This window comes from Weissella viridescens, assembly GCF_001437355.1.
Taxonomy (GTDB): Bacteria; Bacillota; Bacilli; order Lactobacillales; family Lactobacillaceae; genus Weissella; species Weissella viridescens.
Map to the genome: position 1 here is coordinate 1 of NZ_JQBM01000005.1, position 21,116 is coordinate 21,116.

17 protein-coding genes are annotated in these 21,116 nt (G+C 42.1%); all 17 read right to left on the reverse strand.

The annotated features are described in order from the left end of the window. Positions 1–271: 271 nt before the first annotated feature. The 17 genes from IV50_RS06775 to IV50_RS06855 all read right to left on the reverse strand — a co-directional run bounded on the left by IV50_RS06775 (position 272) and on the right by IV50_RS06855 (position 21,115). Entirely contained in the window at positions 272–2,422 is a 2,151-nt protein-coding gene (locus IV50_RS06775; protein WP_057746915.1) for an LTA synthase family protein, read from the reverse strand. Positions 2,423–2,486: 64 nt separating this feature from the next. After that, positions 2,487–3,506: a lysylphosphatidylglycerol synthase transmembrane domain-containing protein gene (locus IV50_RS06780; protein ID WP_057746917.1), complete on the reverse strand. Its 1,020-nt coding sequence runs from the start codon at positions 3,504–3,506 to the stop codon at positions 2,487–2,489. Beyond that, positions 3,506–4,528 (reverse strand): glycosyltransferase family 4 protein, encoded by a 1,023-nt coding sequence (locus IV50_RS06785; protein WP_057746918.1) that lies wholly within the window; start codon positions 4,526–4,528, stop codon positions 3,506–3,508. The genes IV50_RS06780 and IV50_RS06785 overlap by 1 nt, the downstream gene beginning before the upstream one ends. Then, a complete protein-coding gene (locus tag IV50_RS06790; RefSeq protein ID WP_057746921.1) occupies positions 4,521–5,765 on the reverse strand; it encodes a glycosyltransferase family 4 protein in 1,245 nt (414 codons plus the stop codon). Before IV50_RS06790 ends, IV50_RS06785 begins: the two co-directional genes overlap by 8 nt. Before the next feature lie 127 nt (positions 5,766–5,892). After that, a complete protein-coding gene (gene pyrE, locus IV50_RS06795) occupies positions 5,893–6,537 on the reverse strand; it encodes an orotate phosphoribosyltransferase (protein WP_057746923.1) in 645 nt (214 codons plus the stop codon). 3 nt (positions 6,538–6,540) lie between these two features. Next, positions 6,541–7,257: an orotidine-5'-phosphate decarboxylase gene (pyrF, locus tag IV50_RS06800; protein ID WP_057746925.1), complete on the reverse strand. Its 717-nt coding sequence runs from the start codon at positions 7,255–7,257 to the stop codon at positions 6,541–6,543. A gap of 55 nt (positions 7,258–7,312) precedes the next feature. Next, complete coding sequence (carB, locus tag IV50_RS06805; protein WP_057746928.1) at positions 7,313–10,492, reverse strand: carbamoyl-phosphate synthase large subunit; 3,180 nt, start codon at positions 10,490–10,492, stop codon at positions 7,313–7,315. Further along, the gene (locus IV50_RS06810) at positions 10,485–11,567 is read right to left on the reverse strand and encodes a carbamoyl phosphate synthase small subunit (protein WP_057746930.1); all 1,083 of its coding nucleotides are present in this window, start codon (positions 11,565–11,567) and stop codon (positions 10,485–10,487) included. Before IV50_RS06810 ends, carB begins: the two co-directional genes overlap by 8 nt. 9 nt (positions 11,568–11,576) lie before the next feature. Next, positions 11,577–12,866, reverse strand: a complete 1,290-nt coding sequence (locus tag IV50_RS06815; RefSeq protein ID WP_057746932.1) for a dihydroorotase — start codon at positions 12,864–12,866, stop codon at positions 11,577–11,579. Between the two features lies 1 nt (position 12,867). After that, positions 12,868–13,767 carry an aspartate carbamoyltransferase catalytic subunit gene (locus tag IV50_RS06820; RefSeq protein WP_057746934.1) on the reverse strand — a complete coding sequence of 300 codons (900 nt, stop codon included), beginning with the start codon at positions 13,765–13,767 and terminating at the stop codon, positions 12,868–12,870. A 236-nt stretch (positions 13,768–14,003) separates the two neighbouring features. Next, complete coding sequence (locus IV50_RS06825; protein ID WP_057746936.1) at positions 14,004–14,321, reverse strand: hypothetical protein; 318 nt, start codon at positions 14,319–14,321, stop codon at positions 14,004–14,006. Between the two features lie 68 nt (positions 14,322–14,389). Further along, on the reverse strand, positions 14,390–15,748 hold the full coding sequence (glmM, locus tag IV50_RS06830) for a phosphoglucosamine mutase (protein WP_057746938.1): 1,359 nt from the start codon (positions 15,746–15,748) through the stop codon (positions 14,390–14,392). 2 nt (positions 15,749–15,750) lie between these two features. Continuing rightward, the gene (locus tag IV50_RS06835; protein WP_057746940.1) at positions 15,751–16,740 is read right to left on the reverse strand and encodes a CdaR family protein; all 990 of its coding nucleotides are present in this window, start codon (positions 16,738–16,740) and stop codon (positions 15,751–15,753) included. A 3-nt stretch (positions 16,741–16,743) separates the two neighbouring features. Next, positions 16,744–17,571, reverse strand: a complete 828-nt coding sequence (cdaA, locus tag IV50_RS06840) for a diadenylate cyclase CdaA (protein ID WP_057746942.1) — start codon at positions 17,569–17,571, stop codon at positions 16,744–16,746. 9 nt (positions 17,572–17,580) lie between these two features. Beyond that, positions 17,581–19,647: a Na+/H+ antiporter gene (locus IV50_RS06845; protein WP_057746944.1), complete on the reverse strand. Its 2,067-nt coding sequence runs from the start codon at positions 19,645–19,647 to the stop codon at positions 17,581–17,583. Positions 19,648–19,665: 18 nt separating this feature from the next. Then, entirely contained in the window at positions 19,666–20,562 is an 897-nt protein-coding gene (gene murB / locus IV50_RS06850) for a UDP-N-acetylmuramate dehydrogenase (protein ID WP_057746946.1), read from the reverse strand. A gap of 13 nt (positions 20,563–20,575) precedes the next feature. Continuing rightward, the gene (locus IV50_RS06855; RefSeq protein WP_057746949.1) at positions 20,576–21,115 is read right to left on the reverse strand and encodes a 3'-5' exonuclease; all 540 of its coding nucleotides are present in this window, start codon (positions 21,113–21,115) and stop codon (positions 20,576–20,578) included. Position 21,116: the final 1 nt, after the last annotated feature.

The window sequence follows — 21,116 nt, forward strand, 5'->3', positions numbered from 1 at the left end:
GGTGACCCTACACATTTGTTTATATCGAAACGATATTCAGTTTTCAATGATCTACTTATTGTTTAGAAGAAATATTTGTTTCCCTCAGACAACTTAAACTATATTACACGCGTTCGGTTTGTTTGTCAACATTAATTTAGAAGTAATTTGAAACTCACTTCGCATAAACGTTGTTGAAAAACCCAACTCAATTAATATACCTGAATACGCGCTTCAGGTCAAATGTTTTTTACAAAAAAAGCTCACACAATAATTGTGTGAGCTTTTTTATTTATTGACTACTTGAAATAGCTTCTGGAATTGTTTGTGGTTCCCCACCCAATTCTGGTGCATTCGTCTCATATTCTGGAATCTTACCACCTGTTTTTTGCATTGCTGAGGTTGGCTTTTTCTTCTCCAGATCCTTCAACGACTTCAAGGTATCATTCTTCTTATATGAATAATTCTTAGGATCGTCTTGCTTATATGAATAATTCTTAGGATCGTCTTGCTTATATCCTGCTAATTTGTGGAATCGTAACAAATCACCCGTTTGGACTTGATCCGAATAAGTCAAACTATCGTTAACATAGTTTTGATCATTATCAATGATCGCCTTAGCGCGTGGATCTTCCTTAGGATTAATTTGTGTTCCAGTTGACGTAACATAGTAGTTACCTCCGTACTTCACGTAATTTTTAGATACAAAATTACCGTTACGGAAAGGCACAACTTGCTTATTATTCTTAGCTAGTAGATCTTGTCCAAATTGAATATTATCGGCTGTTGAAATACCAAGTAGGTGCATCAACGTTGGCATAACATCAATTTCACCACCATAAGTATGCTTAATACCACCCTTCAATCCAGGTGAGTGAATAATTAACGGTACTTTTTGCCAGTTAGCTAGATCATATGGTGTCACAGAATCTTTACCCATTAACTTAGCAATTGCCTTAGGGTGATTTTCAGAAATACCATAATGATCACCGTATAGCACAATTACCGTATTATCATACATTCCTGACTTCTTTAAATATCGCTCAAATTCACCAAAGGCCTGGTCAAGGTAACGGGCTGTTTGAACATAACCATCAACAGTCTTATCACCCGTATCAGTCTTATTAATTGAGATATTCTTCTTGTCAAGATCGTAAGGGTAGTGGTTTGTAACCGTGATGACCTTTGAATAGAAAGGTTGTGGCAACTGATCAAGGTATTGAGAGGCATCCTTAAGGAAAATCTTATCCTTCATACCATAACCAATATTGTAGTCATCTTTATTTGCTCCCTTATAGAATGGCTTACTAAAGAAGTAATCATAGCCCCAATTCTTATAAGTATTATCACGGTTCCAGAAACTAGCAACATCCCCATGGAAGGCGGCCGTTGTGTAACCACGTTGATCTAACATGTTTGGGACAGCTTGGTACGTGTTCGTTGAACCATAATTCACCATGGCAGCTCCAGACGCTAGACCATACAACCCATTTTCAAGCATATTTTCTGCATCGGCCGTCTTACCTTGACCGACCTGGTTATAAAAATTATCAAAAGAAAGTGAATTTTGATCATGATAGAAACGGTTAATGTTTGGTGTTACCGGTTCTCCATCCACTTTATAATCAATCAAGAATTGTTGGAACGACTCCAAATGGAACATCACAACATTCTTTCCCTTAACCGTTCCATAGTATTGTGCATTAGGAATGGTGTTATTAGATTTAACAAACTTCTCAATCTTTTCAAGGTTTTTAGGCGTCGCCTGTTTTTTGACTTCAGCAGTCTTTTGCGTCTTGTAAATATTGTAAGCTGCATATTCATTCAAGCCGAGATACTTAACAATGTAGTTATTGTCGAAAGTACGTACCAATAGACCTGAACGATCACTTTCAGAAAGTCCGTACCCTACAAACATAAGTGCAACACCAAGTAACGTTGTTAATCCTGCCACCCACCGGCGTACCGCATGGCGATTAACATGAATCAACTTAAACGCAATTAATAGCGTTAGCACAATAATGTCAGCAAATACTAAGAAATCCGTAGGGTCAATAATACCGCCTAGGGCTTTTCCTAAATTATTTCCAGCTGAACTACCTGAATTAATGATATTAAGCGATAGAAAATCCGAGAACTCACGATAGTACAAAATATTTGAAAACAACCAAATTGATTGCACCAAATTCATCAAAAGCATCGTCCAGTATGACGCACGCCCTTTAAAATACAATCCAATACTCAATAAAATAATTGCCGTCGGAATTGGATTGAAGAATAACAAAAATTCTTGCATCGGCCCTTTAGCCCCAAGACTAAAGTCATGCTGATAAACCATGTATGTTTTAAGCCAAACAAAGAACACGTTTAACAGGAAGAAGCCCATGGTCGAATTAAATAGATATGCACCGCTCTTTTTGGCGGTTTGTACAACACGTTCCATGTTTACTTTGCTCCATTCAATTTAAATAATACTTATTACTCTAAGGCACTTGTTTTAAAAGAACCTAATGCTTTGCCATTTTCTTAGATGTTGTTGGCACACTGAAAGCAAAAATTCCAGCAAACATTCCGAAGTAGTAGGTAATCAAACGCCATAAAATCATTGCAATCACCAATTGCGCGTGAGTTGGTAAGAATTGGCTAAACAACACTGAGAAACCAATCTCTGCTCCCCCCGCCCCACCAGGAATTGGAAAAAGCGAAATAACCATAACGATTAACACGTTTAAGGACATAACAAGGGCGATATTTACTTGTGTTGCACCCAGCCCTAACAAGATAAAGTAAGGAATCAAGTAATACACAAACAACTGCACAAACGTAACACAAATAGCTTGAACTACAGGCTTTACATTTTTACGCATTAAATCGCTTTCTTCATGGAAGTTTGTAATCTTATCTTCAAGTACTACTTGCCACTCTTCTGCTTTTCTTGGTGAAAATGGATGCACCATTTTGATAAACACCTTAACAAGCGTATCGGTTGCCTTGGGCCAATACATAATCATGAGTAATCCCACGATAACGAATAGATGAATCAAAAACCCTAAGATTAACACAACCGTCCAAGCGTGGATTTTATCAATTAGATACTGATAACCAACTAACAGTGCCATCAAGAAATTAATCACAATCATGCCTTGGTAAATAATAAATTTCATGGTCAGAATTGATCCACCACGACCGACATCAATACCGGATTGCGCTAAAGCAACCAATTGCATTGGCTGACCTCCAGCTGCAAAAGGGGTAATCCCATTTCCAAGCTGTTCAACCAGCGGTACGCGGATGGCATCACGCCAAGTAATTTGCTCGTTTGCATCATCCACAAAAATCTTGACCACAACTGCTTCCAATAACAAATAAACAATCATCGCCACTAACGCTAAAATCAGCCAACCCCAATGTGCGCCAGCAATACTACTAGCAAATTGAGCCCAGCTGACATCACGAAATGACCACCAGAAAATGACCCCACCTAGGGCCAGCATACAAAAGAAAACGAGGATATTTTTTCTAGACATTACTTTACCTCAGCCTGTTCTGTATAAAATTTTTCCCAAATCTTGGCAACATTGTCAGCAGAATAGCGTTCAGAAGCCGCCAAGGCATCTGATGATAGCTTTTCACGTAAGGCTGTATCTGAGTCAATATTCTGCAAAGCTTGTTGCATGCCAGTACGATCTTTAGCCGGTAAATAGTATCCGTCAATGATTGCTTTATATAAGTCTAGGTCACGTAGTACCGTCGGTGTTCCAGTGCTGAATGCCTCTAAGGCTGACATCGGGAACAGTTCCGTATAACTTGGCAACAAGAATACATCAGACAAATTATAGTAACCGTTCATTTCACTTCGATCGACAATGCCTGGGAATTTCAAGTTGGCTGGTGGGTTCTCCACAACCTTTTTCAACTCATCATAACCTGCAGTCATCGCTCCGAATGAGAAACCACCTGCCCAAACAAATTGCCATTGTGGATTTGCTTCAGCCAGCTTAATAAAATCAAACACACCCTTACGTTCTTGTACTTGTCCCACACCTAGCACCACAAAATCATCAGGTTGATACCCCTGCTTTTTTCGTAGGTCTTCGCGTTCAGAAGTTGGCAATGGGTAAAAGGTATCCTTCGATACAAAGTTAGGGATATAGGTCACTTTTTCACGTTTCACCCCTAAGTTGACCAACTTATCAATAAAAGTTGGGTTAACCACCATTAAATGATCCATGCGCTTGTAGAAAGTCATTACATACCAATAAAATAGCTTTTTGATTGGACGTGGTAGGCTAATGGAATCTTCTAACGTTTCCGGCAGAAAATGAACGTAGCCCAACTTACGACCACGGCCTGGTAGAAAGGTACTCATAAAGTATGTCGGATTAATGGTGTGGTAGTGGCTAATATCTGTTTTTTTATAACTATTAAAGCGGAGGGCAAATTCGTTTGGGAATTTTTCCTCCAACAAATTAACGAGTTCACGGTAAGCGGATCCAACTCCTTGACCAGGAACCGTTTCTGCCGCTGAAAACATGGTAATTTTAATCATCTTGGTCTCTCCTAAACGGATGCAAAAATGAACGAACATAAGCAGCATTATTTTGTTCTGCCATATCATCGTCGTCGTCATCATGATAAATGGTTAAAGCTTCGCGATAAAAATCAATCATTCGGTGACCAAACGTTCGCTCATCAATTTCATGAAGAATCGCCTCACGTTCACTTGGGTCGCCAATGACTTCGCCTGTTTCTTTGGCTTTTAAATATCGCACAATCGGATCAGCTAAGGCATCCGGCGTCTCAACTAATGTACCAATACTTGGGTCAATGACAATCCCATCCATATAGTCGCTATGCATGGCAACTACTGGTGTATCAGCTGTAATGGATTCAATAAACGTAATCCCTTGCGTTTCAGAAGTTGATGCTGAGGCAAAAACATCACCAAGTCGATAATAACTATAGACTTCCTCGTGTTGTACCTCACCCACAAAAATAACACTTTCTCGAATGCCTAAGTCGCTGGCTTGACTTTCAAGCGCTGAACGTGCAGGTCCATCACCAACAATCACTAATTTAGCTTCTGGAATTCGTTCTACGACTTGTGCAAAAGCAGTGATGACATCATCAATATTCTTTTCGAAGGCAACCCGACCAATTGACATCACAATTGGCGTTTTGGGTGTTAACCCTAGTTGCTTATACAAATCCTGGCTGTAATCCTCCTCAGGCTTGTGCGCAACTCGCACACCCGTGGGGATAATCACAACTGGTGTATCAACCTTATATTCTTTTAATGTGTCATAAGTTTGTTTAGATGGGGATACAATGCCTGTCATGCCATGCATAAAGTATCGGGCAATCACAGCCACACCACCTGGTTTAATAATTTTACCATTCGCAATGTAATGCAAATAATCCTCATAATTTGTATGAAAAGTATGTACAATTGGAATCTTCATCTGTCGCGCCACAAATTTACCAATCATCCCCAAAGAGAACTCTGTTTGTGTATGCACAATATCTAGTTTTAATTCTTTAGCAATTTGGAGCGCTTGAAAACCTCCACGGTAAGTCATTCGACGATCTTTAAACCAGACAAATGGCACACTTGAAAAGCGATAAATATGCGGTTCGTTAGCGTTTTTTGAAACTTTAGGATCAGTAGATGTGAAAATATACACCTGATGCCCTTGTGCTTCAAGTTGTTCTTTGAGGGTTTTAATTGACGTTGCAACCCCAGAAACTTGCGGAAAATAAGTATCCGTGAATAATCCGATATTCATACACAATCACCTTTCACAAAAATTCATTCATTGTTCTATTTTAACAGTAAATGCCCTAAAGGTATAGTTACTCAATGCTGTCCAAACAAAAAACAGTCCTAGCGGTTCGCTAGAACTGTTTAACGCATTAATTTGAATGCTTCTCACTCCAGGCACTTGGATCAACACGCCAATCTTGCAAGACATCCAAATCAGCATCAGACATTTGACCTGAGGCCTTTTCAACGTCCAAAAGTGCTGAATAAGTTGTCAATGGTGCAAAGTCAGTCTTTGCCGCCGCAAAATTCTTGTCAGCAGCTGGCAATTCGTAAGAGAAGATTGATAGTACACCCGCGACTTGACTTCCTTCGCGACGCACTGCATCAACAGCTCCCAAAACTGATCCACCAGTTGAAATTAAGTCATCAATCAAAACAACTTGATCTTGATCTGAAAGAATGCCTTCAATTTGCTTTCCGGCACCGTGATCCTTAGGCTTTGAACGAACATAAACCATTGGCAAGTCTAAGACTTCTGCAACCCAAGCTGCGTGTGGAATTCCCGCTGTGGCAACCCCACCAATAACTGTGGCATCAGGATACTTTTCTTTAACCAAGTCAGCTAAACCATTTGCAATTAATTGGCGCACCTTTGGAAAACTGATTGTCTTACGGTTATCAGTATAAATCGGACTCTTTAAGCCAGACGCCCAAGTAAATGGATCATTTGGCTGTAGCTTAACTGCTTGAATATCCAATAAGGCTTGTGCAACTTCTTTTTTATAATCTGTCATAATTTAGGCTCCTTGTGTAAACTCTGCGACAACTTGTTGATAGGCGGCAACTGGATCTGCAGCCTGAGTGATGGAACGGCCGACAACAATACCATCCGCACCCATTTCATGCGCGCGTCCTGGGGTCACGACTCGACTTTGATCCCCAATGGCATCGCCTGCTAAACGAATACCAGGTGTAATTGATAAGAATCCAGCTCGGGTCGCATCGTGAATCATTTGTGATTCGAACGCCGATGAAATTGTTCCAGCTAGGCCTGCTTCGTCAGCTAATTTAGCCAGATGCGTCACAGATTCTGCCATCGATGCTTCAACCAACTGGGTAGCTTGCATTGTAGCTTCCGAAAATGAAGTCAATTGCGTAATACCTAATAACTTAGGCGCTTGCACGCCTACGGATTGAGCACCTTCGGCTGCACCCGCGACAGCGGCTTGCATCATTTCAACGCCACCTGCCGTGTGAATCGTTAAATAGTCAATATCCAAACGTGCTAGGTTACGCACAGCATGGCCCACTGTATTGGGGATGTCATACAACTTTAAGTCTAAGAAGACTGTGAATCCTGCGGCTTTGACTGCCTCTACGAAAGCCGGACCTTCCCGATAAAAGAGTTCCATTCCAATCTTTACAGCCGGGCGAACATCTTCTGGAAATTGATTTAAGAATTCCCAAGCTAAAGTTTCATTTTCAAAATCAAGGGCAATAAATATGTTATTCATCAGCAAGCTCCATTCTCTTGGTATGTATGCCGGTCGAAACCGGCTGTTTTAAGCATTATTTCATAGATTCAACATCGAATGAACGCGTTTCAAGCACACGTAGCAAGGCTGAAACTGTATCGAGGTTCGTGAACAATGGGATAGCATTTTCAATCGCAGTATTACGAATCATGCGTCCGTCATTTTCAGCTGACTCATCAGCTTGCGTTGTATTAATCACAATTTGCAAGCGACCGTCGCGAATAGCTGTGACTGGGTTGTTTTCAGATTCAGAAATCTTGTCCAAAACTTCAACTCGCATGTCATTGTCAGCAAATAACTTTCCCGTTCCTTCAGTCGCTACCAACATGTAGCCTAGGCAATCAAAGCGCTTTGCCAAGGCCAAGGCTTCTGGTTTATCGTCGTTAGCCACAGTGAAGAGTACAGTTCCAAATTCAGGAATCTTGATATTTGATGCTTCAAAGGCTTTATATAAGGCCTTTTCGTAAGTCTTATCAGACCCCATAACTTCACCAGTTGACTTCATTTCAGGTCCAAGCAATGAATCGACCATTGGCAACTTTGTGAATGAGAAGATAGGTGCCTTAACGTGCACATCGTCTGTCTCTGGAATCAAACCTGTCTCAAAGCCCATATCAGACAACTTTTTGCCCAACATGACGCGTGTTGCTAATTGTGCCAGCTTCAAGTGCGTTACCTTTGAAATAAATGGTACTGTTCGTGAAGCACGGGGGTTCACTTCAATCACGTATGCAGTGTCATCATGAATAACGAATTGGACATTCATCAAGCCAACCGTATTCAATGAGCGAGCCAAAGCGATTGAAGCTGCTGTCATCTCATCCTTTACCTTTTGTGACAAAGACTGTGATGGGTAAACTGACATTGAATCACCTGAGTGCACCCCAGCACGTTCAATATGCTCCATGATTCCAGGAATCACTGCAGTTTCACCGTCAGACAAAACATCAACTTCAGCTTCTTGCCCAACCAAATATGAGTCAATCAAAACTGGATGATCATTTGATACTTGTACTGCACGATCCATGTAGTCAGCTAATTCATCAGCATTAGCAACAATCTCCATGGCACGACCACCCAGAACATATGATGGACGGACAAGAACTGGGTAACCAATTTCTTCCGCAGCAGCCAATGCACCTGGTACAGTTGTTGCAGTCTTACCAACTGGTTGTGGCAAGTTTAATGACTTGATAACTTGATCAAACTCTTCGCGGTCTTCCGCACGATCCAAGTCAGCAACCGTTGTTCCCAAAATGTTAACGCCATTTTGAGCTAGTGGTGCCGCCAAGTTAATCGCTGTTTGACCACCGAACTGAACCACAACGCCCTTAGGTTGTTCAAGCTCAATCACGTTCATGACATCTTCAAGTGTCAATGGTTCAAAGTAGAGCTTGTCTGAAACAGAGAAGTCGGTTGAAACAGTTTCAGGATTTGAATTCATAATGATGGCTTCGTAGCCTTCAGCTTGAATCGCCTTAACTGCATGCACTGTCGCATAATCAAATTCCACACCTTGTCCGATACGAATTGGACCTGAACCCAAAACCAAAACGCTTTCGCGATCTGACTTTTCTGATTCATTGACCTTTTCATATGTTGAATAGAAGTAAGGTGTTTGTGATTCGAATTCAGCTGCCACCGTATCAACCATCTTATAAACTGGCGTCACATTATTACGTTCACGCAAAGTTTTGACTTCGCGTTCAGTCATCCCCCAAAGTCCAGCAATGATCTTATCAGCAAAACCATTCTTCTTGGCTTGTTCCAAAACGGTGATATCACCAACGCTTGTTTGCAATTCTTGTTCAATTTCAATAATGTGTAGTAACTTATCAAGGAAGAATAAGTCGATTTCAGTACGATCGTGAATCGTTTCTGGTGTTACGCCACGACGCAAGAGTTCAGCAATCATGAAGAGACGATCGTCACGTGCTGGCATCAAAGCATCCAACAGATCAGCATCAGTTGTTCCTTCAAAGCGCATGTCATCGAGACCAGTAACACCAATTTCAAGCGAACGAACAGCCTTGTTCATCGCCTCTTCAATGTTACGTCCAATGGCCATAACTTCACCAGTCGCCTTCATTTGCGTTCCAAGACGACGATCAGCCGTTACAAACTTATCAAATGGCCAACGTGGAATTTTAACGATAACGTAATCCAAAGCTGGTTCGAATTCAGCCATTGTTGTTCCCGTAACTGGGTTGGTGATTTCATCCAAAGTCAACCCAACCGCAATCTTAGCGGCCATCTTAGCAATTGGATATCCAGTTGCCTTTGAGGCCAATGCTGAAGAACGTGACACACGTGGGTTCACTTCGATGATGTAATACTTATATGACTTTGGATCCAAAGCCATTTGGATGTTTACACCACCTTCGATGTTCAACGCACGGATAATCTTCAAGGCCGCATCACGCATCATTTGGTATTCGCGGTCTGACAACGTTTGAACCGGTGCCATAACAATTGAATCCCCAGTGTGGACACCGACTGGATCAAAGTTTTCCATTGAAGCGACAATCAACGCATTATCGTCAGCATCACGCATCACTTCAAATTCAATTTCCTTGAATCCAGCGATTGAACGTTCAATCAACACTTGCGTTACTGGTGACAATTCAAGTCCATTTTCGGCAATTTCAACTAATTCTTGGTAGTTGTTGGCAATTCCACCACCCGTTCCACCTAATGTGTAGGCTGGACGGACGATAACAGGATATGAATGTGTTTCAGCAAAATCAACAGCTTCATCAACCGTGGTTGCAATCGTTGATTCTGGAACTGGTTCGTCCAAACGTTCCATCAACGCTTTAAATTCTTCACGATCTTCGGCTTCTTCAATCGCTGAAAGCTTAGTTCCCAAAAGTTCAATACTTAGTTCATCCAAGACACCAGCTTCGGCCAAATCCTTCGCCATGTTCAAACCAGTTTGCCCACCAAGTGTTGGCAAAATAGCATCTGGGCGTTCCTTACGCAAAATGCGTTCTAAGAATTCCAATGTCAACGGCTCGATGTAGACTTGGTCAGCCATTTCCGTGTCTGTCATAATCGTTGCTGGGTTTGAGTTAACCAAAACAACTTCGTAACCTTCTTCTTTCAAAGACATGGCTGCTTGAGTTCCTGAATAATCAAATTCAGCGGCTTGTCCGATCACAATTGGTCCAGAACCAATTACTAAAATCTTGTGAATATCATCGCGCTTAGGCATGTGTTTGTTCCTCCTTGTGAGCGGCAATCATTTCTAGGAATTCATCAAATAGGTATTCGGCATCATGTGGACCCGGTGCTGCATCGGGGTGATATTGAACCGAAAAGGCTTGGTGATTCTTAAGACGTAGTCCTTCAACAGAACCATCATTAATTTCATATTGCGTAATTTCAAGGTTTGTCCCTGGAATTGAGTCACCATCAACCACGTAACCATGATTTTGTGACGTAAAGTTAGTCTTACCACTAATGTTGTCCTTAACCGCGTGGTTGAATCCACGGTGACCAAACTTCATCTTCTTCGTTGTGGCACCATTGGCTAGGGCAAATAGTTGGTGTCCCAAACAAATTCCCATGATTGGTAATTGTTCCTCTAGTTCACGAATAACATCCAAGATTCCCTCAACGGACTCTGGATCTCCAGGTCCGTTTGAAAGCAAGACCCCATCAGGATTTGCATCCAAAATCGTTTGTGCATCAACTGTTGCAGGGAAAACCAATACATTAACGTTACGACGCGCCAATGAACGTAGAATTGAGTTCTTCAATCCAAAGTCAATCAAAGCAATCGTCACGCCATCAGTTGGATTAACATACATGTTCTTGCTTCCGACTTCAGCAACTTGTTCCTTTGATAGTTCGGCTGATTTCAAGTCAAGCAAAGTTGCCTCGTTAACTTCACTGACAATGGTTGCCTTTAACACACCATAGTCGCGGAGTTCCTTCGTTAAGGCACGTGTATCACCCCCTGTAATCCCAGGTAAGTCATTACGTTCAGCCCATTCGGCGATTGACATTTGTGAACGCCAGTTCGATGGGCGGCGCGCAATTTCATGAGTCACAATCGCTGAAGCGGCTGGCTTAAATGATTCAAAATCATCACGATTAATACCGTAATTTCCAATCAATGGGTACGTGAATGTCAAAATTTGACCATGGTAAGACAAGTCAGTAATTGATTCTTGGTAACCTGACATACCAGTGTTGAAAACTAATTCTCCAACAACGGGCTTCGTTGAACCAAAGCCTTCACCTTCATAAACTGATCCATTTTCAAGTACGAGATAACGTTTCATGTTTGCTCCTTATTTGTCGTTTGCAGCGTCGTAAACAACTTCCCCATTTAAGAAAGTCATGCTTGTTTGACCATAGATAGTTTCCCCAATAAACGGTGAATTAACACCCTTTGAAAGGAATTCATCAGCACTAATCGTGTGTGCGTGGTCGATATCAAATAATGCTAAGTCGGCAGTTTGGCCAACCGTTACCTTGGTTGGGGCAGCTAAGTTAAAGTCAGCGACTGGATTTTTAACCATCCAGTTTGTCAATTCCTCTAGTGTCGCCACACCTGAACGAACCAAGTGGGTGTAGATGAGTTGGAAACTTGTTTCAATACCAGTGATACCAAAGGCCGCTCCCATAAAAGTACGATCCTTTTCTTCCACCGCGTGAGGCGCGTGATCAGTTGCAACCATATCGATGGTACCATCCAGCAAACCACCGATGACCGCCATGCGATCTTGCGGTGCCCGAAGTGGTGGGTTCATTTTATACAAAGCATTGTCACCTTGAATATCAGTTTCGTCCAGCAGCAAGTGATGTGGTGATACTTCGGCTGTTACGTTCACCCCGTTTTGCTTAGCGATACGCACCAAGTTGACTGATTCTTTAGTAGACAAGTGAGCCACATGGTAATGAACCCCTGTAGCCTTTGCAATAACTAAATCACGTGCTAATTGTGAAGATTCACCCAATGGATCCATACCTGGTAATTCAAGTTCGGCTGACCGTTGCCCAAGGTTCATCACACCGCCATCAATCAAGCTCTCATCTTCGACGTGAGCAACCAATGGGCGATCAACGCTAGCCGCAGCGCGCATTGCGTCGCGCATGGTCTTCGCATTTTGCACACCTTTACCATCATTTGTGAAGGCAACAGCGCCCGCATCTGCCAAAGCTTGAATGTCATCAACTTCTTCAGACGTTAAGCCTGCAGAAATTGCGGCATATTGGTCAATGTTAATGACACCATCTTGTTGGTTCAAAGCCTGCACTTGCTTAAAAGTTTCTACAGTACTTGGCACGGAGTTCAGATTTGGCATTGCCAATACTGTTGTAAAGCCGCCCCGCGCAGACGCTTGCGACCCCGTCTTAATGGTTTCCTTATATTCAAAACCAGGCTCACGGAAGTGGACGTGGACATCTACCAGTCCAGGCATCAAAAGTTGCCCCTTCGCATCAATCACACGATCAGTCTTAACCATTAAGGTTGGTGCCATTTCAGCAATTTTACCATCGCGAATAACAACATCAGTTTGAATTAAATCGTTATCATGTAGCACAACCCGCGCATTTTTAATCTTTAAGCTAGACATTCTAATCCTCCCCAATTGCGTTCAAAATTGCCATTCGTGCGAACACACCATTGCGCATTTGCTCGAAAATTCTTGATTTATCCGATTCGACCAATTCATCGGCAATCTCAACATCGCGGTTGACCGGAGCTGGATGCATGATAATGGCTTGTGGTGCTAATTGATTGTAGCGTTCTTTCGTTAATCCATAATTAAAGTGGTAATTCATCGCCGAGAAGCCAGTATTTTCAACTGTTTCGATTCGTTCGTGTTGGACACGTAGGAACATGACAACATCCTGTTGATCCAATCCGTCATCAATGTCCACATATCTTCCGAATTGATCAAATTCAGCTGGATACCAGTTTTCAGGACCCGAGAATGTCACAACGGCACCTAAGCGTTTCAAAATCTCTGCATTTGAACGGGCAACTCGTGAATGTGACAAATCACCAATAATTCGCACCTTAAGCCCCTCGAAATGACCAAACTCTTCATAAATCGTCATTAAATCAAGTAAACTTTGTGATGGATGTTGCCCGTTTCCATCGCCCGCATTAACTAAATGTGGCATCAAGTCTGAGTGTTCTGCCAATAGTGGCTCGTACCAATCGTTCAGGCTGTGTCGAATGACTGCAACTTCAACTCCTAACGCACCAAGTGTTTTCAGAGTATCACTGAGACTTTCACCTTTTTGCGTTGAGCTACTACCAGGATCAATCATAATCCGTTCCCAACCCATTTTAACTTCCGCAACTTGAAAGCTTGACTGCGTTCGCGTTGAATTTTCAAAGAATAAGTTTGCAACCAATTTTGATGGCGCCGTTGGCGTCGCTTCTCCCGACTTATAAGCCAATCCGTTTTGGATGAGACTCATAATCGCATCCGTTGATAAATCATTTAAGTTCACAAAATCGTGCATCCTTTATCCTCCTATGCAAAAAAGTCCGGGAACATAAGAGTTCCCGGACTTTTCAATAATTGCAGTAAAAATGTCCCAGTTACGTGGGAATTATTTATGTCAATTGATTCAAAAACCAAACCCTTGTTAGCCTCTCTGGACTCGATATTAAAAGGTCAATCGTTGTTGTATTAAATATAACACCTTTACTAACATTAGTAAACGTTTTAACAGTAAAAAATAAGACGTAAAACTTTTTAACTAACTTTATTTTCAATTAAAATTTGTTGTACCAGTTGTTCCACTTCTGGTGTGCGTTCCCATTCCTGATAATGATCAATCGCAATTTCCGCTGGGATTTCAAAATGCTCATTGACGTATTTTTCATACTGCTGAACACTATTTGAGTGTGGAATATTTAACTTTAAAATGCGCACTTCTTGAATCATCTTTTCTTCTACTGCATACTCAGCCTGTCCGTTATGCAATAGATTCCCAATCTCTTTGTACTTCGAACCATCTAGACGTGTAATTTCTTCAATGATATTCAAAGTTTGAAAACCTGCTTTTGTCATCTTCTGCCTCTTCTACCCTAAATAAAAAAGCTGAGAAGCACTCAGCTTTTATTTTTAATCAAATGTGTTTATGCAACACCAACAGTTTGTTCAACCACGGCCACAATTTGTTCTGCATATTGTTGTGCTGCTTCATCAGTAGGTGCCTCGACCATCACACGTAATAAGTCTTGTGTTCCAGAAGGACGTACCAATACACGACCATTCCCGTTCATGTCTTTTTCAACAGCTTCAATGCTTGCTTGAATTTCTTCATTTTGCAAAGCAACCTTCTTATCTTGAACACGAACATTAATAAGAACCTGTGGATATGACGTCATTTGGCCAGCCAATTCTGACAATGGCTTACCAGTTGCCTTCATAACATGCAACAACTGCAAAGCAGTCAATAAGCCATCCCCTGTATTGGCCCAATCCAAGAACACCACATGTCCTGATTGTTCACCACCAAGGTTATAACCTGACTTAACCATTTCTTCCACCACGTAACGATCACCAACATCAGTTTTAACTGACTTAATGCCGTTTTCTTCCATGGCTTTGTACATACCAATATTAGACATGATTGTTGTAACAATTGTATCTTGCTTCAAACGACCGTTTTCATCAAGATATTTTCCAATGATAAACATAATCTTATCACCGTCAACAATGTCACCATTTTCATCGGCAGCAATCAAACGGTCACCATCACCATCAAAAGCCAATCCGACTTGAGCACCCTTTTCAACAGTAAATGCCGAAATCGTTTCTGGATGCGTTGAACCAACGCCATCATTAATGTTCAATCCATCAGGACTTGTCGCCATCGTATCAAATTCAGCACCCATGTCAGCAAATAGACTTGTTACCAAACCAGATGTCGCTCCATTAGCCGCATCAATCGCAATATGCAATCCATCAAGATTGTCAGGAATTGTTGTTTGTAAGTATGACAAGTACTTACCAGCACCTTCAGGGAAGTTCGAAACTGACCCTAGTCCTTCAGCAGATGGACGTGGTAAATCATCAACTGGTGCATCTAATAACTTTTCAATCTCACCTTCTAATTCATCTGAAAGTTTGAAACCATCAGCACCAAAGAACTTGATTCCATTGTCTTCAGCGGGATTATGTGACGCTGTAATTTGCACACCGGCATCGGCCTGTTGCGCTTGAACAAGGTAAGAAACACCCGGTGTTGAAATTACACCAAGACGTAAAATTTCAATACCAACAGACAATAGTCCTGCAACTAAGGCTGATTCAAGCATCTCACCTGAAATACGTGTATCACGTCCGACAATGACACGTGCTTGGCGATCTTGTGCATGTTGTGTCAAAACGGCCCCGCCCATTCGACCTAGTCGAAAAGCAAGTTCTGGCGTGAGTTCCTTATTGGCAATCCCACGTACCCCATCTGTTCCAAAATAATGTAAATCTACCATAATTAATTTTGCTCCTTAGGTGTCACTTGCACCTTAACTTTTTCTGGGTCAATTTTAACGTTCTTGATTGCGGTTGGTTTAACCGTCAAGGATTGCTTAGTGTGAATGTTTTTCACATCAATTGGCACCGTAATTGACTTAATTCCTTCAATATCTTTCATTTTACCATTAATCGTTACTTCATTCACGTTTGCAGAAAACTCAAAGTTCTTAGCATCCCCGTTTTCAGTACGGAATTTAATTGGCACTTGACGACTACCTTCACCGCCAATTACCGGCAAATCAACCGTTGTAACTTGCGGTGAAATTGCCACGTTAACTGGCTTACCATGTTCGTCTAACGCTTGTAAGGTGACATCTTGTCGGATACTTTTCTTAGTATCACGGGGCAAGTTGACCACTGCAACAACACTTTGAACCGTTTGCACGACATCTGCTGTTCCCATCACCTCAACGTTATGTACGCTTGAAGTCACTTTACCAACATGATAGCCATTAGCAATAGCCTGACTATCATACTTGGTTTGAACAGTATAGTTTGAAATCGCTTTTTTTGCAATATCTACTGAAATGTCGGTTGGGTCAATCGTGTACGTTAAATCATTACTGATACCCGATGCTTTCAGTTTAATCGTGTGCCGACCCTCATTTAAGTGTTTGAGATCAGCGTATACCTGAAAGTTCTTTGTATTCTTGGCGGAAGTCACCAAAGCTGGTGACCCTGAAACGGTGATTTTAACCGTTTCAGGTGCTCCAGAAACATAATAATCATCAGTATTAATCCCATTTAACTGTAAAGGGACTGAAATTGTTTCGCGTTTTTTTGAAATCAACCCGACAGCCCCATCTTTAAGACCCTTGGGTGTTTTTTGTGCTGACTGTACATTTCGAGTAATGCTTGTGTCATGCTGACCATTGACATACGCAGCCAATAAAATGGCCAAGATTAGACTGGTGATGAGATAACCAAATTTACTTAATTTCGTATTCATGCGCTAATCCTCCTGCTTAAAGCCATTCAAGAAATGTGAAAGCCATGTCTGTTTTTCACCATCTTGATCTGGTAGCAATTGACGTTCCAGATACTTCATATAGTCATCACGAGACAAGTCCTGCATCAGTTCAGCGTTTCGTGTGATCGTGACGCCACCGGTTTCTTCAGAAACAACGATGGTCAATGCGTCAGTCACTTCTGAAATACCAACAGCTGCTCGGTGTCGCGTTCCCAATTCTTTGGGAATCATAGGATTGTCCGAAAGTGGGAAATAGGCCGCCGCAACAGCCAAACGTAAATCCTTGATAATAACTGCGCCATCATGCAATGGCGTATTTGGAATAAAGGTCTGAATCAAAAGTTGACTTGATAAATCACCATCAATTTTAATTCCCGTCTCCATATACTCTTCTAAGCCAGTCTCCATCTCAATCGTAATTAACGCACCAATGTGACGCTTTGACATGTATTGAATGGCTTCGTCTAGTGATGTAATCAAATTGCGTTCATCGTTATCGTTCGCACGATTCTTGAACAAGGCCGAGCGTCCCAAATGTTCGAGCCCACGACGGATTTCAGGTTGGAAAATGACCACCATCGCGATCACACCCCAATTAATAATTTGATCCGTCAGCCATGAAATGGTACTTAAGTCAAAATACCAACTCACTACCTTAACCACAACCACAATCCCTACACCACGCAGCAAGGTGATTGCTTTTGTCCCACGAATCATCATAAAGAGTCGATAAATTAACCACCATACAATTAAGACATCAACGATTTGTGTGACTTTTATTTCACTTAAAAAGTCCAGAATTTGTGTCATCATTTGCCCCTATTCGCTATCTTGTGCTAAGTAACTCGCTTCATCTAGATTAATATTTTGCCGAATTTTAACTGCACTTTGATCATCGATAAATCCAGCTTCGTACAGATGTTCCAGCGCTGAACGTTGCGTTGTATACCCTTTTAGCGCCAGTTCACGACGTAAGACTTTTGTACTCTTTTTATTAACCGTTTTTACATTACGATGCTGATTGGCCAACCGTGAGTGGAACAGCACTTTGAGATGTTTAATGGCGGTTGTCTCTGTTCGATTCATTGATCCCGCATGTAACTGAGCGTAATCAGTCATCGCTGTTAAGCCTGCTTGAGCTGTTGCCTGAGCAGCCAATTCATACTCAGCGCGCAAGGCATCCGAATCGGTGTGGCTCACCCAAACACGAATCGCTCGGACAGCTTTACGCCAAAGGTGTTCGAGATTAAATTTATTTTGCCTTTGCGAACGTACTCGTACGGTTTGTGATAAGTCATCTTCGATACGGTCCAACCGTCGGTTTTCACTATCGTAAACCAACGAACTAATTTGATGCTCCGCATGTAATTGCGTCAATGACTCACGCTGTGCATTCAGCGCAATCATCCGGAACTTCAATTCGGTTCGTAAAATCTTTTGTAATTTTTCTTCCTGTAAAGAGCGCATTTGAATGCGTCGAATTTTCGTGTAATAGGCTGTCAGAACATCATAGACAATGCTAGCATTACTTGCCTTAAGCTCGTGTTCTAATTCCCCAACCGCAGTTTGTAAAACGTAGGTATAGGCACGTGGCTCTGACATGTGTTTGGCAACATCCAAAGGCACGGTCATTTTCTTCTTCGGCTTGCTTGATTTAGCAAGCAACGGTAGTAAAACAATCGCTGCTAATAATGAAATGACAATCACCATCGCCGCAATAAAGAGCATCATGCTCCGCTCAGGAAATGGCGCTCCGCTATCAATGAACGCTGGCACCGAAAGTACTCCGGCCATCGTCACAGCCCCACGCACACCGGTCAGACCGGCCATAAAGGCATTCTTCCATGATAGGACCGTACTTTTAACCCGTCGCTTTTCCCAAATTTGATTCAAATATGACCAAACGACTCGAATCATAAAGATTAAGAACCAAGTTAGGAACGCATACAGGAATAACATCGAAATCGGTACAAGCTGATTATTGTCCGCGTGCACATTAATGGCAACCGGTAATTCAATCCCCAACAGGATAAAAATAAATCCGTTCATCAAGTAACTAAAGACCTGCCACGTCGTCCGATTAACCAAATAATACTCACCACTAGTCGCCCGATTACCTTTAACTTGTAAGTTTTGAACAATTGCCGCAATGACGACCGCAATCACTCCCGACGCGTGCACCCCTTCTGCAATTTGATAAATCAAGAAGGGGGTTAAAATATTCGTTACCACATTCACCACGGCATTGGTTGCTTGCTCCTGCATCAACCAGCTTTGTAACCGCGTCATCAACAAGCCCAGTACAATTCCAACCACTGCGCCAACTAACGTGGTATATAAGAAATCCGAGGTCGCATGGGCTAATGAGAACGTGCCGGAAACAGTCGCAGCAATCGCAAATTTAAAGGCCACCAGCCCACTCGCATCATTAATCAAACTCTCACCTGAAACAAGATGCATTAAAGCCGGTGGTAACTTAGTTTCTTGTCCAATTGACGCCACCGCTACAGGATCAGTTGGCGAAAGAATGGCCGCAATCGCAAATGCAACCGACAATGGCATCGATGGAATTAACCAGTAGATACCATAACCACCAATAATTGTCGTTAAGAACACCAGCAGAATCGCATTCCCAAAGATAGGACCTTTTAAATTCCAAAGTTCACGTTTTGGAAAATTCCAGGCATCCGAATACAACAACGGGGCAACAAACAATAGCATAAACCAGTGACTATCTAAGTTAATTTTGACACCAAAGAAAACCGCAATAAATAACCCCAGGGTAATTTGAATCAAACTAACCGGGACACGCTTTAAAAAATGTGACAGCACATTTCCAATCACGACTAAGAGGGTTAACCCAATAATTGTCTCCAGTATTGCCATGCAGTAGCTCTCCTTACTTTATTCACCTAGAATGCGTACCTCAGGTTCTAAATCAACTTGAAATTGTTCATGGACGACCGCTTGCACGTGTTTAATGACTGCCACATAGTCAGAACCAGTTGCCTGTCCTTTATTCACAATGAAGCCAGCATGTTTCGTCGACACTTGTGCACCACCAACTTGAAAGCCTTGTAATCCAGCATCCATGATTAACTTTCCAGCAAAATAACCTTCCGGACGCTTAAAGACCGACCCACATGATGGGTACTCTAAAGGTTGCTTGCTGGCACGGCGATCATTGAAGTCTTCCATACGTTCCGCAATGTTCACCTTTGCATCGGGAACCAACTGGAACGTTGCACTGACAATAATCTCGCCGGTTCCTTGGACCGCTGAATGGCGGTAACCAAAATCTAGGGCTTGCTTACTGTAAGTTTTTAGAGCACCTTCTGGTGTTAGAACAACTGCTTCCAAGAGACAGTCATCGACTTGTCCTCCGTAGGCACCAGCATTCATGTAAACTGCGCCGCCAACCGACCCAGGAATTCCAGCAGCCCACTCTAACCCTGCTAAATCATGCTCACAGGCAACTTGTGCTGTATCGATTATTGCCGCTCCTGCAGCTGCAGTGACTGTGTTTTCATTGACAGAAACTTCTGTTAAGCGCGTCAAGAAAATGACTAACCCACGTAGTCCTTGATTCGTAATGATTAGATTCGATGCGTTCCCCAATACTGTAATCGGTAACGCTTGATTGCGGGCATAACGTGTTACTTCGCTCAATTCATCTAAGTTACGGGGCCAAAAAATCCAATCCGCTGGCCCACCAACGCGAGTATTCGTATAGGTCGACAAAGCTTGATTCTGCTTAATGTCATATCCTGGAAACTCCCGGATTAAGTTTATCTCTTGCATACAACAACCTTTCCTATATCACTTTAACAAGGGGTTTAATTTGTTCAACCCCAAATTCATTTGCTTCATGTACTAAAATTTGTGCAGCCGCCACCGTATCATCTAACGCATTGTGATGATGCATTAAGTCGATGTTCAAGGCTTGCGAGACAGTATCCAATTTATGATTGGGCAACTGTGGGTACAATTTTCGCGATGTTCGCACCGTGTCTAATGAAAGATAGTGTGCGGGTTGCAAACCATAATGCGTCAAGCTTGCCTTTAAGACGCCATTATCAAATGGGGCATTATGGGCAATTACCAATTGTTCTGGTGTATAAAATTGTTTAATCTGTTGCCAAACCTCTGGAAAAGTTGGCGCATCTACCACGTCCTCGGGATGAATACCATGAATCTGGATGTTACGCCGCTCAAAAGTGACATCAGCGTCTGGTTTAATTAAGCTATAAAATTCATCAACCAACTGATTGTCACGAATGACAGCGATTCCCAAAGAAACCGCACTATGTCGTTGACCACTTGCCGTTTCGAAATCCATTGCAATAAAATTCATT